The sequence below is a fragment of the Pseudoalteromonas sp. Angola-30 genome, assembly GCF_028599215.1.
GTDB classification, from domain to species: domain Bacteria; phylum Pseudomonadota; class Gammaproteobacteria; order Enterobacterales; family Alteromonadaceae; genus Pseudoalteromonas; species Pseudoalteromonas atlantica.
Genome location: NZ_JAQREI010000014.1, coordinates 1 through 19,385, shown reverse-complemented (window position 1 = coordinate 19,385; position 19,385 = coordinate 1). Strand labels below are relative to the sequence as shown.

Annotated in this window: 23 protein-coding genes; 20 read left to right on the top strand and 3 right to left on the bottom strand. The window is 41.8% G+C overall.

The window, feature by feature from the left end:
• Window positions 1–3: 3 nt before the first annotated feature.
• A complete protein-coding gene (locus PSH54_RS15425; protein ID WP_029773143.1) occupies window positions 4–681 on the bottom strand; it encodes a nitroreductase family protein in 678 nt (225 codons plus the stop codon).
• 185 nt (window positions 682–866) lie between these two features.
• Between PSH54_RS15425 and PSH54_RS15420 the strand changes: the two genes are divergently transcribed.
• Both PSH54_RS15420 and PSH54_RS15415 read left to right on the top strand, forming a co-directional pair.
• The gene (locus PSH54_RS15420) at window positions 867–1,748 is read left to right on the top strand and encodes an ABC transporter ATP-binding protein (RefSeq protein WP_029773142.1); all 882 of its coding nucleotides are present in this window, start codon (window positions 867–869) and stop codon (window positions 1,746–1,748) included.
• A gap of 9 nt (window positions 1,749–1,757) precedes the next feature.
• Window positions 1,758–5,336 (top strand): ABC transporter permease/M1 family aminopeptidase, encoded by a 3,579-nt coding sequence (locus tag PSH54_RS15415; protein WP_273606532.1) that lies wholly within the window; start codon window positions 1,758–1,760, stop codon window positions 5,334–5,336.
• 278 nt (window positions 5,337–5,614) lie between these two features.
• Here the strand turns inward: PSH54_RS15415 and PSH54_RS15410 are convergent, their stop codons facing one another.
• Window positions 5,615–6,301, bottom strand: coding sequence for a TorF family putative porin (locus PSH54_RS15410; RefSeq protein WP_004589216.1), 687 nt, complete (start codon window positions 6,299–6,301; stop codon window positions 5,615–5,617).
• A gap of 277 nt (window positions 6,302–6,578) precedes the next feature.
• Window positions 6,579–7,742 carry a hypothetical protein gene (locus PSH54_RS15405; RefSeq protein ID WP_273606531.1) on the bottom strand — a complete coding sequence of 388 codons (1,164 nt, stop codon included), beginning with the start codon at window positions 7,740–7,742 and terminating at the stop codon, window positions 6,579–6,581.
• 311 nt (window positions 7,743–8,053) lie between these two features.
• Between PSH54_RS15405 and PSH54_RS15400 the strand changes: the two genes are divergently transcribed.
• From PSH54_RS15400 to rplQ, 18 genes are all read left to right on the top strand, one after another.
• Window positions 8,054–10,024, top strand: a complete 1,971-nt coding sequence (locus tag PSH54_RS15400; RefSeq protein WP_273606530.1) for an AsmA family protein — start codon at window positions 8,054–8,056, stop codon at window positions 10,022–10,024.
• A 278-nt stretch (window positions 10,025–10,302) separates the two neighbouring features.
• Window positions 10,303–10,671 carry a 50S ribosomal protein L14 gene (gene rplN, locus PSH54_RS15395; protein ID WP_004589211.1) on the top strand — a complete coding sequence of 123 codons (369 nt, stop codon included), beginning with the start codon at window positions 10,303–10,305 and terminating at the stop codon, window positions 10,669–10,671.
• A gap of 10 nt (window positions 10,672–10,681) precedes the next feature.
• The gene (gene rplX, locus PSH54_RS15390; protein ID WP_004589210.1) at window positions 10,682–10,996 is read left to right on the top strand and encodes a 50S ribosomal protein L24; all 315 of its coding nucleotides are present in this window, start codon (window positions 10,682–10,684) and stop codon (window positions 10,994–10,996) included.
• A 16-nt stretch (window positions 10,997–11,012) separates the two neighbouring features.
• Window positions 11,013–11,552, top strand: a complete 540-nt coding sequence (gene rplE / locus PSH54_RS15385) for a 50S ribosomal protein L5 (RefSeq protein WP_004589209.1) — start codon at window positions 11,013–11,015, stop codon at window positions 11,550–11,552.
• Window positions 11,553–11,562: 10 nt separating this feature from the next.
• Window positions 11,563–11,868 (top strand): 30S ribosomal protein S14, encoded by a 306-nt coding sequence (gene rpsN / locus PSH54_RS15380; protein WP_004589208.1) that lies wholly within the window; start codon window positions 11,563–11,565, stop codon window positions 11,866–11,868.
• A gap of 21 nt (window positions 11,869–11,889) precedes the next feature.
• The gene (gene rpsH, locus PSH54_RS15375; protein WP_004589207.1) at window positions 11,890–12,282 is read left to right on the top strand and encodes a 30S ribosomal protein S8; all 393 of its coding nucleotides are present in this window, start codon (window positions 11,890–11,892) and stop codon (window positions 12,280–12,282) included.
• A 13-nt stretch (window positions 12,283–12,295) separates the two neighbouring features.
• Window positions 12,296–12,829, top strand: a complete 534-nt coding sequence (rplF, locus tag PSH54_RS15370; RefSeq protein ID WP_004589206.1) for a 50S ribosomal protein L6 — start codon at window positions 12,296–12,298, stop codon at window positions 12,827–12,829.
• 9 nt (window positions 12,830–12,838) lie between these two features.
• Complete coding sequence (gene rplR / locus PSH54_RS15365) at window positions 12,839–13,189, top strand: 50S ribosomal protein L18 (protein ID WP_004589205.1); 351 nt, start codon at window positions 12,839–12,841, stop codon at window positions 13,187–13,189.
• Between the two features lie 9 nt (window positions 13,190–13,198).
• A complete protein-coding gene (rpsE, locus tag PSH54_RS15360) occupies window positions 13,199–13,705 on the top strand; it encodes a 30S ribosomal protein S5 (protein ID WP_004589204.1) in 507 nt (168 codons plus the stop codon).
• Window positions 13,706–13,707: 2 nt separating this feature from the next.
• Window positions 13,708–13,890: a 50S ribosomal protein L30 gene (gene rpmD / locus PSH54_RS15355; RefSeq protein ID WP_004589203.1), complete on the top strand. Its 183-nt coding sequence runs from the start codon at window positions 13,708–13,710 to the stop codon at window positions 13,888–13,890.
• A 4-nt stretch (window positions 13,891–13,894) separates the two neighbouring features.
• A complete protein-coding gene (gene rplO, locus PSH54_RS15350; RefSeq protein ID WP_004589202.1) occupies window positions 13,895–14,329 on the top strand; it encodes a 50S ribosomal protein L15 in 435 nt (144 codons plus the stop codon).
• A 10-nt stretch (window positions 14,330–14,339) separates the two neighbouring features.
• Window positions 14,340–15,668 carry a preprotein translocase subunit SecY gene (secY, locus tag PSH54_RS15345; protein ID WP_004589201.1) on the top strand — a complete coding sequence of 443 codons (1,329 nt, stop codon included), beginning with the start codon at window positions 14,340–14,342 and terminating at the stop codon, window positions 15,666–15,668.
• A 22-nt stretch (window positions 15,669–15,690) separates the two neighbouring features.
• A complete protein-coding gene (gene rpmJ / locus PSH54_RS15340) occupies window positions 15,691–15,804 on the top strand; it encodes a 50S ribosomal protein L36 (RefSeq protein ID WP_002959476.1) in 114 nt (37 codons plus the stop codon).
• A gap of 125 nt (window positions 15,805–15,929) precedes the next feature.
• Entirely contained in the window at window positions 15,930–16,286 is a 357-nt protein-coding gene (gene rpsM / locus PSH54_RS15335; protein WP_004589200.1) for a 30S ribosomal protein S13, read from the top strand.
• A 12-nt stretch (window positions 16,287–16,298) separates the two neighbouring features.
• On the top strand, window positions 16,299–16,685 hold the full coding sequence (rpsK, locus tag PSH54_RS15330) for a 30S ribosomal protein S11 (protein ID WP_002959471.1): 387 nt from the start codon (window positions 16,299–16,301) through the stop codon (window positions 16,683–16,685).
• A gap of 21 nt (window positions 16,686–16,706) precedes the next feature.
• Window positions 16,707–17,327: a 30S ribosomal protein S4 gene (rpsD, locus tag PSH54_RS15325; protein ID WP_004589199.1), complete on the top strand. Its 621-nt coding sequence runs from the start codon at window positions 16,707–16,709 to the stop codon at window positions 17,325–17,327.
• A 24-nt stretch (window positions 17,328–17,351) separates the two neighbouring features.
• Window positions 17,352–18,338, top strand: a complete 987-nt coding sequence (locus PSH54_RS15320; RefSeq protein WP_004589198.1) for a DNA-directed RNA polymerase subunit alpha — start codon at window positions 17,352–17,354, stop codon at window positions 18,336–18,338.
• 39 nt (window positions 18,339–18,377) lie between these two features.
• On the top strand, window positions 18,378–18,779 hold the full coding sequence (gene rplQ / locus PSH54_RS15315) for a 50S ribosomal protein L17 (RefSeq protein ID WP_004589197.1): 402 nt from the start codon (window positions 18,378–18,380) through the stop codon (window positions 18,777–18,779).
• Window positions 18,780–19,385: the final 606 nt, after the last annotated feature.

Genomic DNA, 19,385 nt, shown 5'->3' with positions numbered 1-19,385 from the left:
GCTTTAAATAAAAGTGGCAATCTCATCAAGCGACTTTTTATCAAGTGCATGGGCAGGTACAGTTGCATCGTCACTTGGGTAGCCCGCAATAAGTAACATGTAAGGACGTTCGTTGTCTTTGTCGCGCTTACAAATGTCGGTTAAAAAACTCATTGGTTTAGGTGTATGGGTAAGCGTAGCTAAGCCACAGCGGTGCAGGGCTTGTATTAAAAACCCAGTAGCTAGTCCTACTGATTCGTGCACATAATAATTGGTGTTTTTATCATCCGTATTCACACCGCCTTTTTTTTGACTAAACACTGCAATAAGCCAAGGCGCATGCTCTAAATAGGGTTTATTGGCGTCGGTACCTAATGGTTTTAGCGCATCAAGCCACTCTTCACCTGCTCTGCCTTCATAAAAAGAGCGCTCTAGTTTTTCGGCGGCCTCTCTTATTTGTTTTTTTACATCGCTACTGTTTATAGCTACAAAATGCCACGGTTGATGATTCGCTCCACTTGGCGCGGTACCTGCTGCTTTTATACAGGCTTCAATTATATTTTTAGGCACAGGTCGGTCGCTAAAGCTGCGAATACTATGGCGGCGCTGGCTGGTTTGTAAAAATTCGGTTGCGCGTTTTAGCATTTCATCGTGAGGGTATTCTATAAAGTCGTTTAGTGGTTGGCTTTGATGTTTTTGCATGGCTTTACGCTTCTTATAAAGTGTGTGTGTGGTTTTTATACCGACTGAATAAATGCGAGGCAAGTATTATTACCTATCGTGTTTATTTATTGTTACAAAATTAACCGCTGCGTAACTTATGTTCCTTTTTTTAATGTGATATAAAAAGCGCAATAAAAAAACTATTAAAATTCAAGGAAGTAAAAATGCTATCAATAACAGGGTTATCTAAAACCTACGATAATGGCGTACATGCACTACAAGGTGTTGATTTATCTATAGGAAAAGGAATGTTTGGGCTGCTTGGGCCAAATGGGGCCGGTAAATCATCACTAATGCGTACTATTTCTACGTTGCAATCTGCCGATTCGGGTTCAATTACTTTTGATGGTATTGATGTTTTTAAAGACCCACAGGCTCTGCGCCAACGTTTAGGTTACCTACCGCAAGATTTTGGTGTATACCCACGTGTTAGTGCTTACGACTTGCTAGACCATATGGCTGTTTTAAAGGGCATTCATAACAAAGGCGAGCGTAAAGAGTCGGTAGAAGGCTTGCTTGCACATACTAATTTATATCAACATCGCTCAAAAGCGGTAAGTGGCTTTTCGGGCGGTATGCGCCAGCGTTTTGGTATTGCACAAGCCTTACTAGGTGACCCTGATTTACTAATTGTTGATGAACCAACAGCAGGGTTAGATCCTGAAGAGCGAAATCGTTTTCATAACTTGCTAGTAAGCTTAGGCGAGCAAAAAGTCGTTATATTATCGACCCACATTGTTGAAGATGTGGCAGAGCTGTGCCCAAACATGGCCGTACTGGCAGGCGGAAAAATATTATTAGAGGGTAACCCCATTGCCCTTACCGATAAACTCCAAGGCCAAATTTGGCGCAAAGCCATGAGCCAAGAAGAAGCACTAGAGCTTGAGCCGCAACTGCCTGTTATTTCAAAACGCTTATTTGCTGGGCAAACCATATTACATGTATTAGCTAATGAAGCCCCTGAAGGTTTTGAGCTCAGCAGTGCAAACCTAGAAGATGTGTATTTTTCTACGTTGCTTAATCATCGTAACAGCCAAGTGGCATAAGGGGGCGCTATGTTTTTTAATATGCTCGCGTTTGAGCTGCGCTATTTTGTGCGCCAGCCTTCGTTTTATGTGACCTCATTAATCTTCTTTTTTATGGCGTTTTTTATAAGCTCCAGTAGTAAGTTTCCGCTAGGTGGGGCTAATGTTCATATGAACTCGCCTTATACCATTATGGTTTTAACGGTTACCTTTTGTACGCTTGCTATGTTTTTAGTGGTTAACTTTGTTGCAAGCTCAGCGATTCGCAACAGCGAGACCAAAATGGATGAGCTGGTGTTTAGTAAGCCCGTTAACCCGCTTGCTTATCAATCAGGGCGTTTTTTTGGTTCTTACTTAGTTGTACTTATCGTGTTTTTAAGCGTGCCACTAGGCGTATTTTTGGGATCTCAGTTTGGCTTGTTGGTTGGCTGGCTCGATAGTGAACTAGTAGGCCCTAATAAGTTTATATATTACGCTGCGCCTTTTTTATATTTGGCGGTGCCAAGCTTATTGGTGCTCAGTGCTATTTTTAATAGTGTGGCGGTTTATTTTAAAACCATAATGGCGGTATATGTAACGGCCGTGGTGATCTATATAAGTTACCAATTGGCGAGTATCTATTTTGACGATTTAGCGTTTAGAAATATTGTTGTTTACGCAGACCCATTTGGCACTGGTTCATTAATTGACTTAACCCGTTACTGGACTGTAAGTGATAAAAATACTGAAGTGTTAACGCTTTCGGGCGATTTTTTAATTAACCGTATTTTATGGGTAGCAATAAGTTTAGCGATGTTTTTTGGCCTCGGAAAGTTAGGTAATCGCGTAGTCACTAAAAAGCAAAAAAAGCAATTTGCTGTTTCTACGTTTGTAAAAAACAAACAAGCAGCACTTATTAGCAGCGCTAAAAATTACAAGTCAAAAGGGGTCAATACGCAATCGCAATTAGTAATGCGCAGCTTATTTGAGCTTAAGCAGGTTATATTAAGTGCTCCTTTTATGATTTTAGCGGGTGTCAGTATTATTACGTTACTCGCACCACTTTTTGCGCCTATAGGCGCATATGGCACAACAGATTGGCCGCTCACACAAAACATGGTGGGCATTATTCAAAACGCCTCCGCTATATTTATGTTTATTATTATTGCTTATTACAGCGCAGAGCTGGTTTGGCGAGAACGCCACAGTGGTATGGGCGATATTGTTGACAGCTACCCGGTGCATAACAGTGTGTTTTGGGTATCTAAAATTATTGCGCTAATCACTGCGGTTTGTGGCCTTTATTTAGTAGGTATGATGTTTACCATTGCGGTGCAACTATTTAAGGGGCAATTTAACTTAGAGCTTGGCCAGTACTTATTTAGGTTGGGTTACCTTACATTATTGCCTTTAATTATGATGGCTATTTTGGCGTTCTTTTTACAAATAATTAGCCCTAATAAATACATAGGTATGGGTTTGTTTATTCTGTATTACATTGCTCAAATGGTAATGGGTGCTTACGGATTTGAGCATCATATGTATCATTTTTCGCAAAGCAGTAGCGTACCGTATTCAGACATAAACGGTTACGGGCATTTTTTACTAGGCGCGCATTGGTATACCCTATATTGGGGCGCATTGAGTGTGTTTTTAGCTATTGTAGGGTTTGCTTTATGGCATCGTGGTCCATCGCAAACATTGCGTACGCGTTTATCTTTAGTGAGTTACAACATGTCTTTAAAAGGCCAGATTGCAGCCGTTATAAGTTTATTGGTATTTGTGGGCGCGGGTTATAACATTTATTACAACACCCGTGTAATCAATGAGTTTGTAACAAGTGATGATAACGAAGCGCTACAAGTAAGGTATGAGCAAGAGTTCTCACAATACAAAGACTTGCCACTGCCTATAATAACTGATGTTGATTTACACATTGATATTTATCCTAAAAAACGTGCTTTAAATGCCGTGGCTAAAATTAAGTTTACCAATACTGCAAACGAGCCAATAACCCGTGTGTTAATTAACGAGCCTAGCCAATCTAAAAGCTGGGATGTAAAAATGGCGGGCGGAAAAATAGTTGAGCGTTTAACCGATTTTGGCATGGTATGGTTTGAGTTTGAACAACCGCTAATGCCTAATGAAGTACGCGAAGGTGAGCTTTCAGTTTCTCGTGAACACGACGGTTTTGTTGATAGAGGATCTGATACTCAACTCGTGCATAACGGTACATTTGTAAATAATAGAGAATTATTACCAAATTTTGGTTATCAAAAGTATTTTCAAATTGCGGATAAGTATGAGCGCCGTAAGCACGATTTACCCGAGCTTGAACGTGCACATAAACTAGAAGACAGCCGCTATTATACGCAAAATGAGTTTGGGCCTGCTAATGGCTTTATAAACTACAAGGCAACAGTAACCACCGATGAGTCACAATTTGCTATTACACCTGGTTACTTAAAAAGTGAGAGTGTAAAAGACGGACGACGTACTTTTGTTTATGAAATGGATGCTCCAATTATAAACTTTTATTCTGTTCTTTCGGCGGAGCTTGAAAGCAAAAAGGTTGAACATAACGGTGTAAATATTGAGGTGTACTACCACAAAGATCATGCATGGAATGTTGACCGTATGATTGAGTCAGTACAAGACTCAATAGATTACTACACGCAAGCATTTGGGCCATATCAGCATAAGCAGTTACGTATTATTGAGTTTCCTAAGTATCGCTCGTTTGCGCAAAGTTTTGCTAATACGGTGCCTTACTCAGAAAGTATTGGCTTTATCACAGACTTAAGAGATGAGAGTAAAGTTGACCTACCTTACTATGTAACCGCACATGAAGTTGCGCACCAATGGTGGGGGCATCAAGTATCTGGGGCTAATGTAGAGGGCAGTGCCGTTATTTCTGAATCGCTCTCCCAATACAGTGCGCTTATGGTGCTAAAAAAACGCTTTGGCGCCGAGAAGCTTCGTAAATTCTTAAAGTACGAGTTAGATAAATACTTAATGGGCCGCACAGGCGAAGCCTTTGAAGAAATGCCGCTGTATAAAACGCAGTCTCAACAATATCTTCATTACAATAAAGGCTCAGTTGCGATGATGGCGATTTATGACCGATTAGGGGAAGAGCGCTTAAATGCAGCACTTAAAGCGTTTTTGAATGAGTTTAAATACCAGTCAACGCCATACCCAACTACGCTTGATTTACTTAGCTATTTAAAACAAGACGCAACGCAAGCGGAGCAACGTTTTATTGATGATCAGTTTAAATATATAACGCTTTATGAGCTTGAAATGAAAGCAGTTTCGGTTACAGATGATGTTGATAGCGAAGGTTTTTATACAGTAACACTGAGCGTTGAAGCAACTAAGCAGCATGCCGATGGACAAGGTGAAGAAACCGAGCAACCACTTGATGAGCTAATTGATATTGCATTATTTAGCGATGATCCTGAAAACCTACTTGCTGAAGACTTTGTTATTTACTCGCAAAAGCATCAAATAGTCTCTGGTACTAATACTATTGAGCTAAAAGTAAAAGAAAAACCAGTGTACGCAGGGGTAGACCCGTACATTAAGCTTGTAGATAAAGACAGTAAAAACAACCTAGCTAAGTTTTAACGATTAACGATTAGTAATTAACTGAAAGGCCGCCTTTAATGCGGCCTTTTTTGTTTTAGCGAATTACTAATACCAATGCGCAATAAAGCTTAATAAAGCGAATTAGCATATTGGTAAAAAGAGGTAATAGCAGCGAGGAGCTCGGCGGTTAACTGAAGTGGGTTTTATAGTAAGGTGCTTTAGTCGCTAAAATTAAAAGGCGCTGTGAGTATTTAGGTGCCCTAAACGAGAAAAGGGCCAAAAGGCCCTTAGTGTTGCAGCAAGTAACACATTTTGTTTTAAAGCGTAAAGTCTACAGCGTAGCCTACGTAAACTTTAACATCTGACTCATCCATATCGGTGTCAGATACGCCAAAAGTAAAACCATCTTTTGATACAGAGATACCGTAATCAATAATATTATCATCGCCTATAAAGTCGCCAGAGTAGTGACCTAAGTGTAGCGCAACCTCAGTACCATTGCTGCCAACAGCAAAGCTGTAATCGGCATTTAGGTATAATGAATCGCCAAAGTCGGTGCCATCGCCATCTGCCGCTGAAGTGGCAAGGATTGCAGCGCCAAAGGTGAAACCTTCTGCGCTGATGCTACCGTAAATTTCAGAGAAATCAGCATCTGCCTCAGAAGCTGCATCTGGGTAAGCGTAATAAATGTAACCTACATCGTAGCTAAATGTGTCGTTAATATCGCCACCAAAACCCGCGTAAACATCAAGCTCGTAAGTCATTTCATCGGCCCATGAAGCATTTGATGCCCAAGTACCTACATAAAAGCCTGACTCGTCAGCGTAATCAATACCGCCAGAAATAGCAGCATCGCCCCCAGTTTGCTCTTGACCACGCCATAAGTAGTTAGACGTAGCCGCTGCGTTTGCTGTTACTTCTGCATGTACGGCTGTTGATGTTAAAGATGTAGCACCTAATAAAGCTATTGCGCTAATTGCGATGGTTTTTTTTAGTTTTAGCATGTCCATTTCCCGTTATATGATTTTTATCGCCTAGGTTTTTATTCTCTTATTGGCAACCCTTTGACTGGCGGTGTTTTATTGTTTAACTGGGAATGCAATTGCACTGTATGTGCCAGCTTAAAATAATTTCTATAAAACTGTTTTTTTACTTTTATAAAACAATATGTTGAGAAGTTTTAGAAGAGGGAATGATTGAGGAGGTTAATTAAAAAACGCACACTGCTGGTGCATAAATTAACCTAACTGCACCAGAAAAATACAGTTAGGTTAGGTAAATTTAGCCAAATATAGTGCGCATAAGACTAATTGTTTCGTTTACTCCGCGGCCTTTTTGTACTTCGCTAATAATAGAGTCGCGTTTGCTACGAATATGCTCGGGAATGTCATCGGCTGCAAGTGCACGGTCTACAAGTATTTCGGCTGACTCTTTACCTCTACGCTGTGGTTTTCCTGCACTTGTTGTGCTGCGTTTAGGTTTATTTAATAGCTTAATATAATTTGAGTTGTCGGCCGTACTGGCATCTGCATAGTAAAAAAAGCATGGTAATAATGCTTTTATACTAACTAGTTGCTCTTCTAGTTCATTGCTGCCATTAGCCATTTTAAACCACGACATAGCATTAATGCTTTGTACTATATCTTGCCAGTAGCGCTCAAAGTCGCGATTGTTTAATTTTGTAATACCTAAAGCTGCGCATAATGCATCAAGACGGCTATTACTAATTGGCGTAAACACATCTGGGCGGCGCATTGCTAATAAACGTGTAGCAGGGGCAAGGGTTGGCTTTTCATCGCTACCGTTAAAGGCAAGTAAATAAGCAACAACAAACTGTTGGTAATCAGCTTCGCTCACATCACCTTCAAGCGGGATGTTAGCAAGTGCATCGTCAAACGCGCCAGGCAAGTCGGCTAGCATTTGATGAAAACCCTTTGCACTTTTTGTTGATGCGAACCATTCAACATCAAAGTTATAGGTGCTTGGGTCGAGCGTGGCAGTGTGTTTACCACTAAATGCCAGTAAATCCTCTGGGATCATATCTTTTAGTGCTTGCTCACGGATGCTGTGCAAATACGTGGTAAGGCGAAGCTGTTCGTCCAGTGCAATAAGTTCTTTGTGTTGTTCTACAAACATACTAATAACAGGCCAAGGTGCTACACGTAGTGTTTTAAGCTGTAAAAAGCTAATTGCAGAAGTTAACTGGTCATGCAGCTTTTTTAAAAGTGGTAGTTGCTGTGGCTCTAGTAAATCGTAATTTATACGGTCTTTACTTGCACTTAGCAGCTCATAACACCAGCCTAAAAAATCCTCTGGGTGGTTTTCTACTTTCACGGCCATTAGGTTTAGGCTTAGTTCTGAAGCTTGCTTCAAGATGTTTTGGTAAATTTGACTTTCTTGTTCGCCTAGCGCCATTTTTGACGGTGAAATTAGCAGTTTTTTCATGCCTTGTAGAGTCTCCGAGTAGATACATTTTTTAGCTGCTTTATTTTAGCGCAAATACGCCAATAGCAACAGGGCCGTGCATCATACCTAACAATTCAAGGGATGCAATGTTGTAGGGTTTAATACTTGATTAGATTTAAACTTGATGAGCTTTACTTTTAGTCACCAATTTCGCAACGTTTACTTTTAAGCATAAATTCATTTCAAATTAAATAAATTACAATAAAGTGGTTTTTTGTCACAACGACAATGATTTTAAAGCTAACACTCGCTATGATAAGAACATTATTTGCACGTTTGAAAGGATGATCATGAAGACCTTACTCAAAATTGTTGGTGTAATACTCTTACTTTGTATTGCGTTAATTATTGCCGCTCCGTTTTTAATCCCAACCGATACTATTTTTAATAAAGTATCTGAGCAGGTTGAAAAAACAACAGGGCGCACACTTACTATTAAAGGTGATAAAACGCTTAGTGTATTTCCTGCATTAAAGTTAGAACTTAACGATGTGCACTTTGCAAACATGCAGACAGGCTCGCGCGACGACATGGCAAGTATGGAGCAATTAGCTGTACATATACCATGGTTATCGTTATTTGGCGGCGAATTCAAACTTGATAAGTTTGTTATTAACGAGCCCAATATTTTATTAGAAACTGATAAAAACGGTAAAGCTAACTGGCAGTTGTTTGATGCTGTAGCAGAGCAGCCGCAAGAGCAAACTCAATCAGGTAAGGCTGTTAAACTACCAGAGAACTTTGATATAGAGTTAGGTGAAGTGGCTATTTACGGTGGTACGTTTACTTACCTAGATGGGCAAACAGGCGCTAAACAGCAAATTAGTGACTTGGAATTGGCTATTTTACTTCCTTCACTACGTAAGACACTAGAGATCAAAGGCGGCATTACATATATGCAAGAGCGCTTTGAGCTTGATGTAAAACTTGATACGCCGGCAAAAGCAATTGAAGGGGCGACGTTTGAGGTTACTCAAAGCGTAGACTCTCGCTTGGTCGATCTTACTTTTAACGGCAGTATTGCTCGCCAAGGTAAAGATATAAAAGGCGAGTTAGCGCTAAGTGGCGACTCTGTTAAAGAGCTAGCAACTTGGCAAGGGGTAGACTTAAACGCTAAAGAAAATGCATTTAATGCGTTTAGTGTAAACGGTAAAATGCATCTTATAGATGATACGTTTAACTTAGAAGAGCTGATTGCTACCCTAGATGAATTAGAGATTAAAGGAAAAAGTGAAGTAAACTTAGGAAATAAACTAGCGGTTAATGCTGATATAGACCTAGGTATGCTTGATTTGAATCCCTACTTACCGGAGGTAGTCGCTAAGCAGCAAGCGCCGCAAAGCGAAGAACCTAAAGCCGCGCAGCCGATTGTTTGGGACGATACTAAAATTGATTTAAGCGCATTAAATGCACTTAATGCTAATGTAGTTATTCGCTCAAGCGGTTTAAAAGCTAACGATATTGAGCTAGGTGCTAATCAATTTACAGTCGATTTAAACAACAGCGTTGCTAAATTAAGCTTAGATAGCTTTAAAGCATATGAGGGCACTGGTAAAGGGGTTATCAACATAAATGCGCAGCAAACGCCGTATAAAATAAGCACAAATTTTGATTTAGCCGACATAGACGCACAACCGTTACTCACTGATGCGGCTGGCTTTGATAAGCTTATGGGTAAAGGGTCATTAAATTGGAATTTAACCACAACTGGGCAAAGTCAAAAAACCTTTATTAGTGCATTAAATGGCAAGGTTGGCTTTGAATTTGCCGATGGTGCTGTTAAAGGCGCAAACGTGGCTGAGATGGTTCGCAAAGGCAAAGAGCTTATTACTGGTAACCTTGGAGCTGTGAGTGAAGGGTTAGATACAGGCTTTGAAGAATCAGAGCAAACAGATTTTTCTGCGCTCTCCGGTAGCTTTAACTTTACTAATGGCGTGGGCCGTAATAACGACCTATCGCTGATGAGCCCACTTATTCGTATTACAGGTGAGGGCGATGTAGATTTGCCTAAAACCAATGTTGATTATCGCTTAGTGACCGGCATTGTTGATTCGATTGAAGGGCAAGGCACTACAGATGATAGTACAGGCTTTAAAATCCCACTGCGTATAGAAGGCCCATTTCATGACGTTGGCTTTAAGCTAGATGTAAGCAACGCGCTTAAAGATGAAGCAAAACAAAAACTCGATGACGCCAAAGAGAAAGCAAAAGAAAAAGCCAAGGACAAAGTCAAAGATAAACTAAAAGGCTTATTTGGCTAATACTATTAAACCCCACAAATAAATAATTAAGGCGCTATTTGCGCCTTGATTGTTTTATAACCACTTGTAAAATAGCTACATAGCGGTTTTTACTCAGTTTTAATCTGTCCTTCCCTTAAATTAATTAAAAAATAACCTACCACTCACTAGCCAATGCTGGTACAATTGCCCGCCCTTAAGAGACAACTCTGTTGTTTTTTGAGTGGGATTTAATCGAAGTGCCTTGATTTTAAACAAATTTAAGGCAAGTTGTAATTACTACACCGGAGGTCATTAACATGATCCAAATGCAAACTCAGCTGGAAGTTGCTGATAACAGCGGCGCTCGCAAAGTGCAGTGTATAAAAGTCCTTGGTGGTTCACACCGTCGCTATGCGGCAGTTGGCGATATCATTAAAGTTTCTGTGAAAGAAGCTATTCCTCGCGGTAAAGTGAAGAAAGGTGATGTTAAAAACGCGGTAGTTGTGCGTACCAAAAAAGGCGTTCGTCGTCCGGACGGTTCTCTGATCCGTTTCGATAGCAATGCGGCTGTTATCTTAAATGATAACTTGCAGCCAATTGGTACTCGTATCTTCGGCCCTGTGACTCGTGAACTTCGTAATGATAAGTTCATGAAAATTGTTTCACTAGCCCCAGAAGTACTGTAAGGAGTCTATCATGGCAGCAAAAATCCGTCGTGATGACGAAGTAATCGTACTAGCAGGTAAAGACAAAGGTAAGCGCGGCAAAGTGCTTTCAGTTGTTACCGAGTCTGGTCGAGTATTTGTCGAAGGCATTAACTTAATCAAGAAACACCAAAAGCCGGTTCCACAATTGAACCAAGCTGGCGGCATTGTTGAGAAAGAAGCGTCTATCGACGTATCAAACGTTGCGATCTACAACTCGGAAACGAGTAAAGCAGATCGTGTAGGTTTCAAGATTGAAGATGGTAAGAAATTACGTATCTTTAAATCTACTGGTAAAACTATCTAATAGTTGGAGTAGAATGATGGCGAAACTGCATGAAGTATATAAAGACAAAGTAGTTGCTGAGCTTCAAGAGAAGTTTGGTTTCAGCTCTGTCATGCAAGTCCCTCAGATCGAAAAGATCACATTAAATATGGGCGTGGGCGAAGCCCTAGCTGACAAGAAGATTTTAGATAACGCTGTTGCGGATCTAGAAGCTATCGCTGGTCAGAAACCTTTAATCACTAAAGCACGCAAATCTGTTGCTGGCTTCAAAGTGCGTGAAGGCTACCCAATAGGCTGTAAAGTAACCTTACGCGGCGAGCGTATGTGGGACTTTTTTGAGCGTTTGGTATCAATCGCTATCCCACGTATCCGTGACTTCCGTGGTGTGAGTGCTAAGTCTTTTGATGGACGTGGTAACTACAGCATGGGCGTACGTGAACAAATCATCTTCCCAGAAATTGATTACGATAAAGTAGACCGTGTACGCGGTATGGATATCACAATCACAACTTCTGCGAAATCTGATGAGGAAGGCCGTGCGTTGTTAGAAGCGTTTAACTTCCCATTCAAGAAATAAGGGTAGGGTTATGGCAAAGAATTCTATGAAAGCGCGCGAAGCAAAGCGCACTAAACTAGTTGCTCAGTACGCTGAAAAGCGTGCAGCACTAAAAGCTATCATCAGCGATGTTAACGCATCTGAAGATGATCGTTGGGACGCGGTACTTAAGCTTCAAGCTTTACCACGTGATTCTAGCCCTGCACGTCAACGTAATCGTTGTAACATTACGGGCCGCCCACATGGTTTCCTTCGCAAATTCGGCATGAGCCGTATTAAAGTTCGCGAAGCAGCTATGCGCGGTGAAATTCCTGGCCTTAAAAAGGCTAGCTGGTAATAGTATCACGGGAGTAAGACTATGAGCTTGCAAGATCCTATCGCGGATTTGTTTACACGTATCCGTAACGGTCAATCAGCGAAGAAAGTATCTGTAACGATGCCAACTTCAAAGCTGAAAGTAGCAGTAGCTAAAGTATTAAAAGACGAAGGTTACATCGCAGATTTCGCTGTAAACAGCGAAGCGAAACCTGAGCTTTCTATCGAGTTGAAATACTTCGAAGGCAAAGCTGTAATTGAAAATATCCAGCGTGTTAGCCGCCCTGGTCTACGTATCTATAAGAAACGTGACGAATTACCGAAGGTAATGGGTGGTCTTGGTATCGCTATCGTATCAACTTCTAAAGGCCTAATGACAGACCGCGCAGCACGTAGTGCTGGTGTTGGTGGTGAAATCATTGGCTTTGTAGCTTAATCGGAGGGGAACTATGTCTCGCATAGCAAAGGCACCAATCAATGTTCCTGCCGGTGTAGAAGTTACATTAAAAGGCCAGGACATCACAGTTAAAGGCAAAAACGGTGAACTTACTCGTACTATCAACAACGCTGTTGAAGTACAAGTTAACGACAACGTTATTACAACTTTACCTCGTGAAGGCGTAGCTAATGCATGGGCTCAAGCAGGTACTGCTCGCGCTCTAATCAACAACATGGTTGTTGGTACGCATGAAGGTTACGAGAAGAAACTTCAGTTAGTAGGTGTTGGTTACCGTGCTGCAGCTAAGGGTAAAGTTTTAGACTTAACACTTGGTTTCTCGCACCCAGTTAATTTCGAAGTTCCTGAGGGAATTACGATTGAAACTCCAAGCCAAACAGAAGTTCTAGTTAAGGGCGTAGATAAGCAGTTAGTTGGTCAAACAGCTGCTAACATTCGTGCATACCGTAAACCTGAGCCTTATAAAGGTAAAGGTGTTCGTTATTCAGATGAGAATGTACGCCGTAAAGAGGCTAAGAAGAAGTAAGGTAAGACGATGGATAAAAAAACAGCTCGTCTACGTCGTGCTAAACGCACTCGTAGAAATTATATTGAACAAGGCACAACGCGTCTTGTTATCCACCGCACGCCACGTCACATTTACGCTCAAGTAGTTAATGCTGAGGGTACTGTACTGGCTGCTGCTTCTACTGTTGAGAAAGCTATTAGCGAAACAGTTAAAGGCACAGGCAACGTTTCAGCTGCACAAGCAGTTGGTAAAGCGGTTGCAGAACGTGCGGCTGACAAAGGCATCGAAAAGATTGCTTTTGATCGCAGTGGCTTTAAATATCACGGCCGTGTGAAGGCGCTAGCTGATGCTGCGCGTGAAGCCGGTTTGCAATTCTAGGAGTAGACAATGGCTAACGTAGAAGCAAAGCAACAACAGCCTGATTTAGCTGAAAAGCTAATCGCGGTAAACCGTGTGTCTAAAGTAGTTAAAGGTGGTCGTATCTTTAGCTTCACTGCACTAACTGTAGTTGGTGATGGCGCAGGTAAAGTAGGTTTTGGTTATGGTAAAGCTCGTGAAGTTCCAGCTGCTATTCAAAAAGCAATGGAAAAAGCACGTCGCAACATGATCAATGTAGACCTAAATGGCAACACATTACAGCATCCTGTTAAAGGACGTCATGCTGGCTCACAAGTGTTCATGAAACCAGCATCTGAAGGTACTGGTATCATCGCAGGTGGTGCTATGCGTGCAGTACTAGAAGTTACTGGTGTGCAGAACGTACTTTCTAAATGTTACGGTTCTACCAACCCGATCAACGTAGTACGTGCAACGATTCAAGCTCTAGAGAACATGAACTCTCCTGAGTCAATCGCTGCTAAACGTGGTCTGCGCGTAGACGAAATTCTGGGGTAACCATGGCAAATAAAACTGTAAAAGTAACACAAGTAAAGAGCTCTATCGGTCGTTTACCGAAGCATAAAGCTACATTACGCGGTCTTGGTTTACGTCGTATCAACCACACTGTTGAGTTAGAAGACACAGCATGTGTACGTGGTATGATCAACCGAGTTTCTTACATGGTTAAGGTAGAGGGTTAATTTCATGCATTTGAATACACTTTCACCTGCTGCAGGTTCTAAAACTGCTCCAAAACGTGTTGGTCGTGGTATCGGTTCTGGTCTTGGTAAGACTGGTGGCCGTGGTCACAAAGGTCAAAAATCACGTTCTGGCGGTAAAGTACGCGTTGGTTTTGAAGGCGGTCAAATGCCTATGCAACGTCGTCTACCTAAATTTGGTTTCACTTCACGCAAATCGTTAGTATCTGCAGAAGTAAACCTTTTTGAAATCGCTAAAGTTGAAGGCGATGTGGTAGACCTAAACGCGTTACAAGCAGCTGGTCTAGTTAAAAAGAACGTTCTGTTCGTTAAAGTTGTTAAATCTGGCGAAGTTTCACGCGCTGTTACCGTTAAAGGCCTTAAGGCTTCTAAAGGTGCTCGCGAAGCTATTGAAGCTGCCGGAGGCAAGGTAGAAGACTAAGGAAGTACTAATGGCTAAACCAGGTCAAGATACACAAAGTGCACAAAGTGGACTTTCGGAATTGAAGCGTCGATTACTATTCGTTTTAGGTGCTATCATTATTTACCGTCTAGGTTCATTTGTGCCAATCCCTGGGATTGACGCCGCTGTACTTGCCGATTTCTTCGAGCAACAAAAGGGCACCATTGTTGAGATGTTCAACATGTTTAGCGGTGGTGCGCTTGAGCGAGCTTCAGTGTTAGCACTGGGTATTATGCCGTATATCTCGGCTTCGATTATTACGCAACTATTAACGCATATGTATCCTCCGTTTATAGAGCTTAAGAAAGAAGGTGAGCAAGGGCGTAAAAAAATTAGCCAGTACACACGCTACGGCACGCTTGTGCTTGCTACTATCCAATCAATCGGTATTGCAACTAGCTTACCGGGCATGATGGAAGGGTTAGTTGTTAACCCGGGTCTCGGTTTCTATTTCACCGCAGTGGTGAGTTTAGTAACTGGTACTATGTTCCTAATGTGGTTGGGCGAACAAATAACAGAACGCGGTATCGGTAACGGTATCTCAGTTCTAATATTTGTTGGTATTGTAGCTAACCTGCCGTCTGCTATTGGTTCGACAGCCGAAATGGCGCGCCAAGGTGATTTGAATGTTTTTGTACTGTTGATGGTTGCGGTTATAGTATTCGCTGTTACTTATCTTGTAGTGTTTTTCGAACGTGGACAACGTCGTATCGTTGTTAACTACGCTAAACGCCAACAAGGTCGTCAAGTATTTGCTGCTCAAAGCACGCATTTACCACTAAAAGTAAATATGGCGGGTGTTATTCCACCAATCTTCGCTAGCAGTATAATTCTGTTCCCTGGTACAATTGCAAGCTGGTTCGGCCAGGGTGAAGGTCCGGTCGCTGATGTGCTACAAGCTATTGCAACAACGTTGACTCCAGGTCAGCCTTTGTATGCGATGGTGCTAGCAGCAGCTATCATCTTCTTCTGCTTTTTCTACACAGCGTTGGTTTTTAACCCGCGTGAGACAGCAGACAACCTGAAGAAATCTGGCGCATTTATCCCAGGTATTCGTCCAGGTGAGCAGACATCTAAATACATTGATAAAGTGATGACACGCCTGACATTGGCAGGTGCTTTGTATATAACCTTTATCTGTCTGGTGCCCGAATTCATGACTATGGCATGGCAAACGCCATTCTATTTCGGCGGTACATCAATTTTGATTATCGTTGTAGTAATCATGGACTTTATGGCACAAGTACAGACTCACCTGATGTCACATCAGTATGATTCTGTGCTGAAAAAAGCGAACCTTAAAGGCTACGGCCGATAAGGTCAGTTTACGGAGTTGAGCAATGAAAGTACGTGCTTCCGTTAAGAAAATATGCCGTAACTGTAAAGTTATTAAACGTGCTGGTGTAGTACGCGTAATTTGCAGTGAGCCTAAGCATAAGCAAAGGCAAGGCTAAGTAAACAGTCGTGCAGGCTGAGATTTCTCGGCCTGTGTTTTTAGTTGTGATTTGGTCTTCGTTTGAGTATCCTTACGGGCTTTTCAAACTTTTGATTACCAAATTCAAATATAGGAGATGTGTTAGTGGCCCGTATCGCTGGCATTAACGTCCCTGATCATAAACATGCAGTTATTGGTTTAACAGCTATTTATGGCATAGGTAAGACTCGCTCTAAGGCTATCTTAGAAGCGACTGGTATCGCCGAGACCACAAAAATCGGTGAACTTTCAGACGAAACTCTTGACGTACTGCGTGATGCAGTTGGCAAGTACACTGTAGAAGGTGACCTTCGTCGTGAAGTTACTCTAAATATCAAGCGCCTTATGGACCTTGGTTGTTTCCGTGGCCTACGTCACCGTCGCTCTTTACCACTACGTGGTCAAAGAACAAAGACTAACGCGCGTACCCGTAAGGGTCCTCGTAAGCCTATTAAGCGATAAGGGGATAGTATTATGGCTAAGACACCAATTCGTCGTAAAAAGGTTAAAAAGCAAGTTGCTGATGGTATGGCTCATGTTCATGCGTCTTTCAACAACACTATTGTAACAATTACCGACCGTCAAGGTAATGCACTATCATGGGCTACTGCCGGTGGTTCAGGTTTCCGTGGTTCACGTAAATCTACACCATTTGCTGCTCAGGTTGCTGCAGAGCGTGCAGGTACTGCTGCTCAAGAATACGGTTTAAAAAATCTAGAAGTTTTCATTAAAGGTCCAGGTCCAGGTCGTGAATCTGCTGTACGTGCTTTGAATGCTGCTGGTTACCGTATCACCAACATTACTGACGTGACGCCAATACCACACAATGGTTGTCGTCCACCGAAGAAACGTCGCGTTTAACAATAGGTTAGGAGAAATAACATGGCAAGATATTTGGGCCCTAAGCTCAAGCTGAGTCGTCGTGAAGGTACTGACCTGTTCCTTAAGAGCGGCGTAAGAGCTATCGACTCTAAGTGTAAACTTGAGACTGCACCTGGTCAGCACGGCGCTCGTAAAGGTCGCTTATCTGATTACGGTTTACAATTACGTGAAAAGCAAAAAGTACGTCGTATCTACGGTGTATTAGAAAAGCAATTCCGTAATTACTACAAAGAAGCTGCTCGCCTTAAAGGTAATACAGGTGAAAACTTGTTACAGCTTTTAGAGCAACGTTTAGACAATGTTGTATATCGCATGGGTTTTGCTAGCACACGCGCTGAAGCACGTCAGTTAGTAAGCCACAAAGCGATTTTAGTTAATGGTCGTGTTGTGAACATTCCTTCATACGTAATTGCTCCAGAAGATACTGTAGTAATCCGTGAGAAGTCTAAAACACAAGCACGTATCATCGCTGCTCTAGAGTTGGCTGAGCAACGTGAAAAGCCGACTTGGGTTGAAGTTGACGGTAAGAAATTGGAAGGTAGCTTTAAGCGCCTACCTGAGCGTTCAGATCTGTCTGCGGACATTAATGAACAACTAATCGTCGAACTTTACTCTAAGTAAAGTTAAGAGTTAAGAGAGGATAAAATGCAGGGTTCTGTTACAGAATTTCTAAAACCAAGGTTAGTCGATATCGACGCTATCAACCCAACGCGTTCTAAAGTAGTTTTAGAACCACTAGAGCGTGGCTTTGGCCATACTCTGGGTAATGCCTTACGCCGTATACTGTTATCATCTATGCCTGGATGTGCAGTAACTGAAGTTGAAATCGACGGTGTATTGCATGAGTACAGCGCGAAAGAAGGCGTACAAGAAGACATCATTGAAATACTACTAAACCTAAAAGGTCTAGCAGTAACGTTAGAAGGCAAAGATGAAGTTTTTCTGACCCTGACTAAATCTGGTGTAGGCCCTGTGACTGCGGCTGATATTCAGCACGATGGCGATGTAACAATTGCTAATCCAGATCACGTTATTTGTCATTTAACGACAGATAGCAGCGAGATCAGCATGCGTATTCGTGTTGAGCGTGGTCGTGGTTATGTGCCGGCATCTAGTCGTTTATCCTCTGATGACGATGAGCGTCCAATTGGTCGATTGCTGCTTGATGCATCATTCAGCCCAGTTGAACGTATTGCGTACTCGGTTGAATCAGCCCGTGTTGAGCAACGTACAGACTTAGACAAGTTAATCATTGATATGGAAACAAACGGCACCTTAGATCCTGAAGAAGCGATCCGCCGTGCGTCTACTATCTTAGCTGAGCAATTAGATGCATTCGTAGATTTACGTGATGTAACTGAGCCAGAAGAGAAAGAAGAGAAGCCAGAATTCGATCCTATTCTACTTCGTCCAGTTGATGATCTTGAACTAACAGTACGTTCAGCAAACTGTTTGAAAGCCGAGCAAATTCAATATATCGGTGATTTAGTTCAGCGCACTGAAGTTGAGCTTCTTAAAACGCCTAACCTAGGCAAGAAGTCTCTAACTGAAATAAAAGACGTGCTAGCTTCACGTGGTCTTTCTCTAGGCATGCGCCTAGAAAATTGGCCGCCTGCAAGCCTAGCTGAATAATCTAAATCACTATATTAGTTTAGTTAGAAGGATAGGGTCATGCGCCATCGTAAGAGTGGTCGTCAATTAAACCGTAACAGTAGCCATCGTAAAGCGATGTTCAGCAATATGGCAGGTTCTTTGGTGAAACATGAAATCATCAAAACTACTTTGCCTAAAGCGAAAGAGTTACGCCGTGTAATTGAACCTTTAATCACACTGGCTAAGACTGACAGTGTAGCAAATCGCCGTTTAGCGTTTGCTCGCACGCGTGATAATGAAGTAGTTGGTAAATTGTTCAGCGAAATCGGTCCTCGTAATACAGACCGTCCAGGTGGTTACACTCGTATTCTTAAGTGTGGCTTCCGTGCTGGTGATAATGCACCAATGGCTTATATTGAACTAGTAGGTCGCCCAGCGACTAACGAAGAAGTTCAAGAAGACGCGCAGTCTGCAGAGTAAGTCTTTAAAGAGACACCAAAAAGCCGAGCTTAATGCTCGGCTTTTTAATGCCTAAAATTTGACATCCCTCCAAATAATTACCTATTACCTATTACCTATTACCTTCATTCTGTTAAACCAATGTAGTTATAAAGCCTGCACTCTCAAAAAGCTTAATTAAGCGGTAACCCTATAAGTCGAGTGTATAAGGTTTGTAAAACATACCCCAGGCTGTAGATGTACAATGTAATTTGGATAATGATAAAGCAAATCGGCCAATCAAACAGAGATATATAATTTTTACTCGTTAATTTAGTGGGCTTAAGGCTACTTTTAGTAGGGTTTTTGAGCGTTTAGCTCAAATACTCAGCGAGCAGTCATTTATTTCAAGTTTTCTTCAAAAAAGGGTTGATCTGTTTTCGGATCTCCCTATAATGCGACCCCACTGAGACGGCAGAGCAGGCAACGCTTAGCGAGGCAAGCAAACCACTTAGTGAGTCGAGTAAAACTTAGTTTTAAAAACTTTCAAGTTTAACAAAATTAAGTGTTGACAAAAAAATAGGAAAGCGTAAGATGCGCAGCCCTAGCGAGATAAAGTTTAACGCTTTAATCGCAACGTTCTTTAAC

Bases quoted from the DNA above. Each gene is read 5' to 3' on its own strand.
- rpsD (WP_004589199.1), top strand. From the start codon at position 16,707: ATGGCAAGATATTTGGGCCCTAAGCTCAAGCTGAGTCGTCGTGAAGGT.
- rpsN (WP_004589208.1), top strand. From the start codon at position 11,563: ATGGCAAAGAATTCTATGAAAGCGCGCGAAGCAAAGCGCACTAAACTA.
- PSH54_RS15420 (WP_029773142.1), top strand. From the start codon at position 867: ATGCTATCAATAACAGGGTTATCTAAAACCTACGATAATGGCGTACAT.
- PSH54_RS15415 (WP_273606532.1), top strand. From the start codon at position 1,758: ATGTTTTTTAATATGCTCGCGTTTGAGCTGCGCTATTTTGTGCGCCAG.
- PSH54_RS15400 (WP_273606530.1), top strand. From the start codon at position 8,054: ATGAAGACCTTACTCAAAATTGTTGGTGTAATACTCTTACTTTGTATT.
- PSH54_RS15425 (WP_029773143.1), bottom strand. From the start codon at position 681: ATGCAAAAACATCAAAGCCAACCACTAAACGACTTTATAGAATACCCT.
- rpsE (WP_004589204.1), top strand. From the start codon at position 13,199: ATGGCTAACGTAGAAGCAAAGCAACAACAGCCTGATTTAGCTGAAAAG.
- secY (WP_004589201.1), top strand. From the start codon at position 14,340: ATGGCTAAACCAGGTCAAGATACACAAAGTGCACAAAGTGGACTTTCG.
- rplF (WP_004589206.1), top strand. From the start codon at position 12,296: ATGTCTCGCATAGCAAAGGCACCAATCAATGTTCCTGCCGGTGTAGAA.
- rplO (WP_004589202.1), top strand. From the start codon at position 13,895: ATGCATTTGAATACACTTTCACCTGCTGCAGGTTCTAAAACTGCTCCA.
- PSH54_RS15320 (WP_004589198.1), top strand. From the start codon at position 17,352: ATGCAGGGTTCTGTTACAGAATTTCTAAAACCAAGGTTAGTCGATATC.
- rplN (WP_004589211.1), top strand. From the start codon at position 10,303: ATGATCCAAATGCAAACTCAGCTGGAAGTTGCTGATAACAGCGGCGCT.
- rplR (WP_004589205.1), top strand. From the start codon at position 12,839: ATGGATAAAAAAACAGCTCGTCTACGTCGTGCTAAACGCACTCGTAGA.
- PSH54_RS15410 (WP_004589216.1), bottom strand. From the start codon at position 6,301: ATGCTAAAACTAAAAAAAACCATCGCAATTAGCGCAATAGCTTTATTA.
- rpsH (WP_004589207.1), top strand. From the start codon at position 11,890: ATGAGCTTGCAAGATCCTATCGCGGATTTGTTTACACGTATCCGTAAC.
- rpmJ (WP_002959476.1), top strand. From the start codon at position 15,691: ATGAAAGTACGTGCTTCCGTTAAGAAAATATGCCGTAACTGTAAAGTT.
- rplX (WP_004589210.1), top strand. From the start codon at position 10,682: ATGGCAGCAAAAATCCGTCGTGATGACGAAGTAATCGTACTAGCAGGT.
- PSH54_RS15405 (WP_273606531.1), bottom strand. From the start codon at position 7,742: ATGAAAAAACTGCTAATTTCACCGTCAAAAATGGCGCTAGGCGAACAA.
- rpsK (WP_002959471.1), top strand. From the start codon at position 16,299: ATGGCTAAGACACCAATTCGTCGTAAAAAGGTTAAAAAGCAAGTTGCT.
- rpmD (WP_004589203.1), top strand. From the start codon at position 13,708: ATGGCAAATAAAACTGTAAAAGTAACACAAGTAAAGAGCTCTATCGGT.
- rplQ (WP_004589197.1), top strand. From the start codon at position 18,378: ATGCGCCATCGTAAGAGTGGTCGTCAATTAAACCGTAACAGTAGCCAT.
- rplE (WP_004589209.1), top strand. From the start codon at position 11,013: ATGGCGAAACTGCATGAAGTATATAAAGACAAAGTAGTTGCTGAGCTT.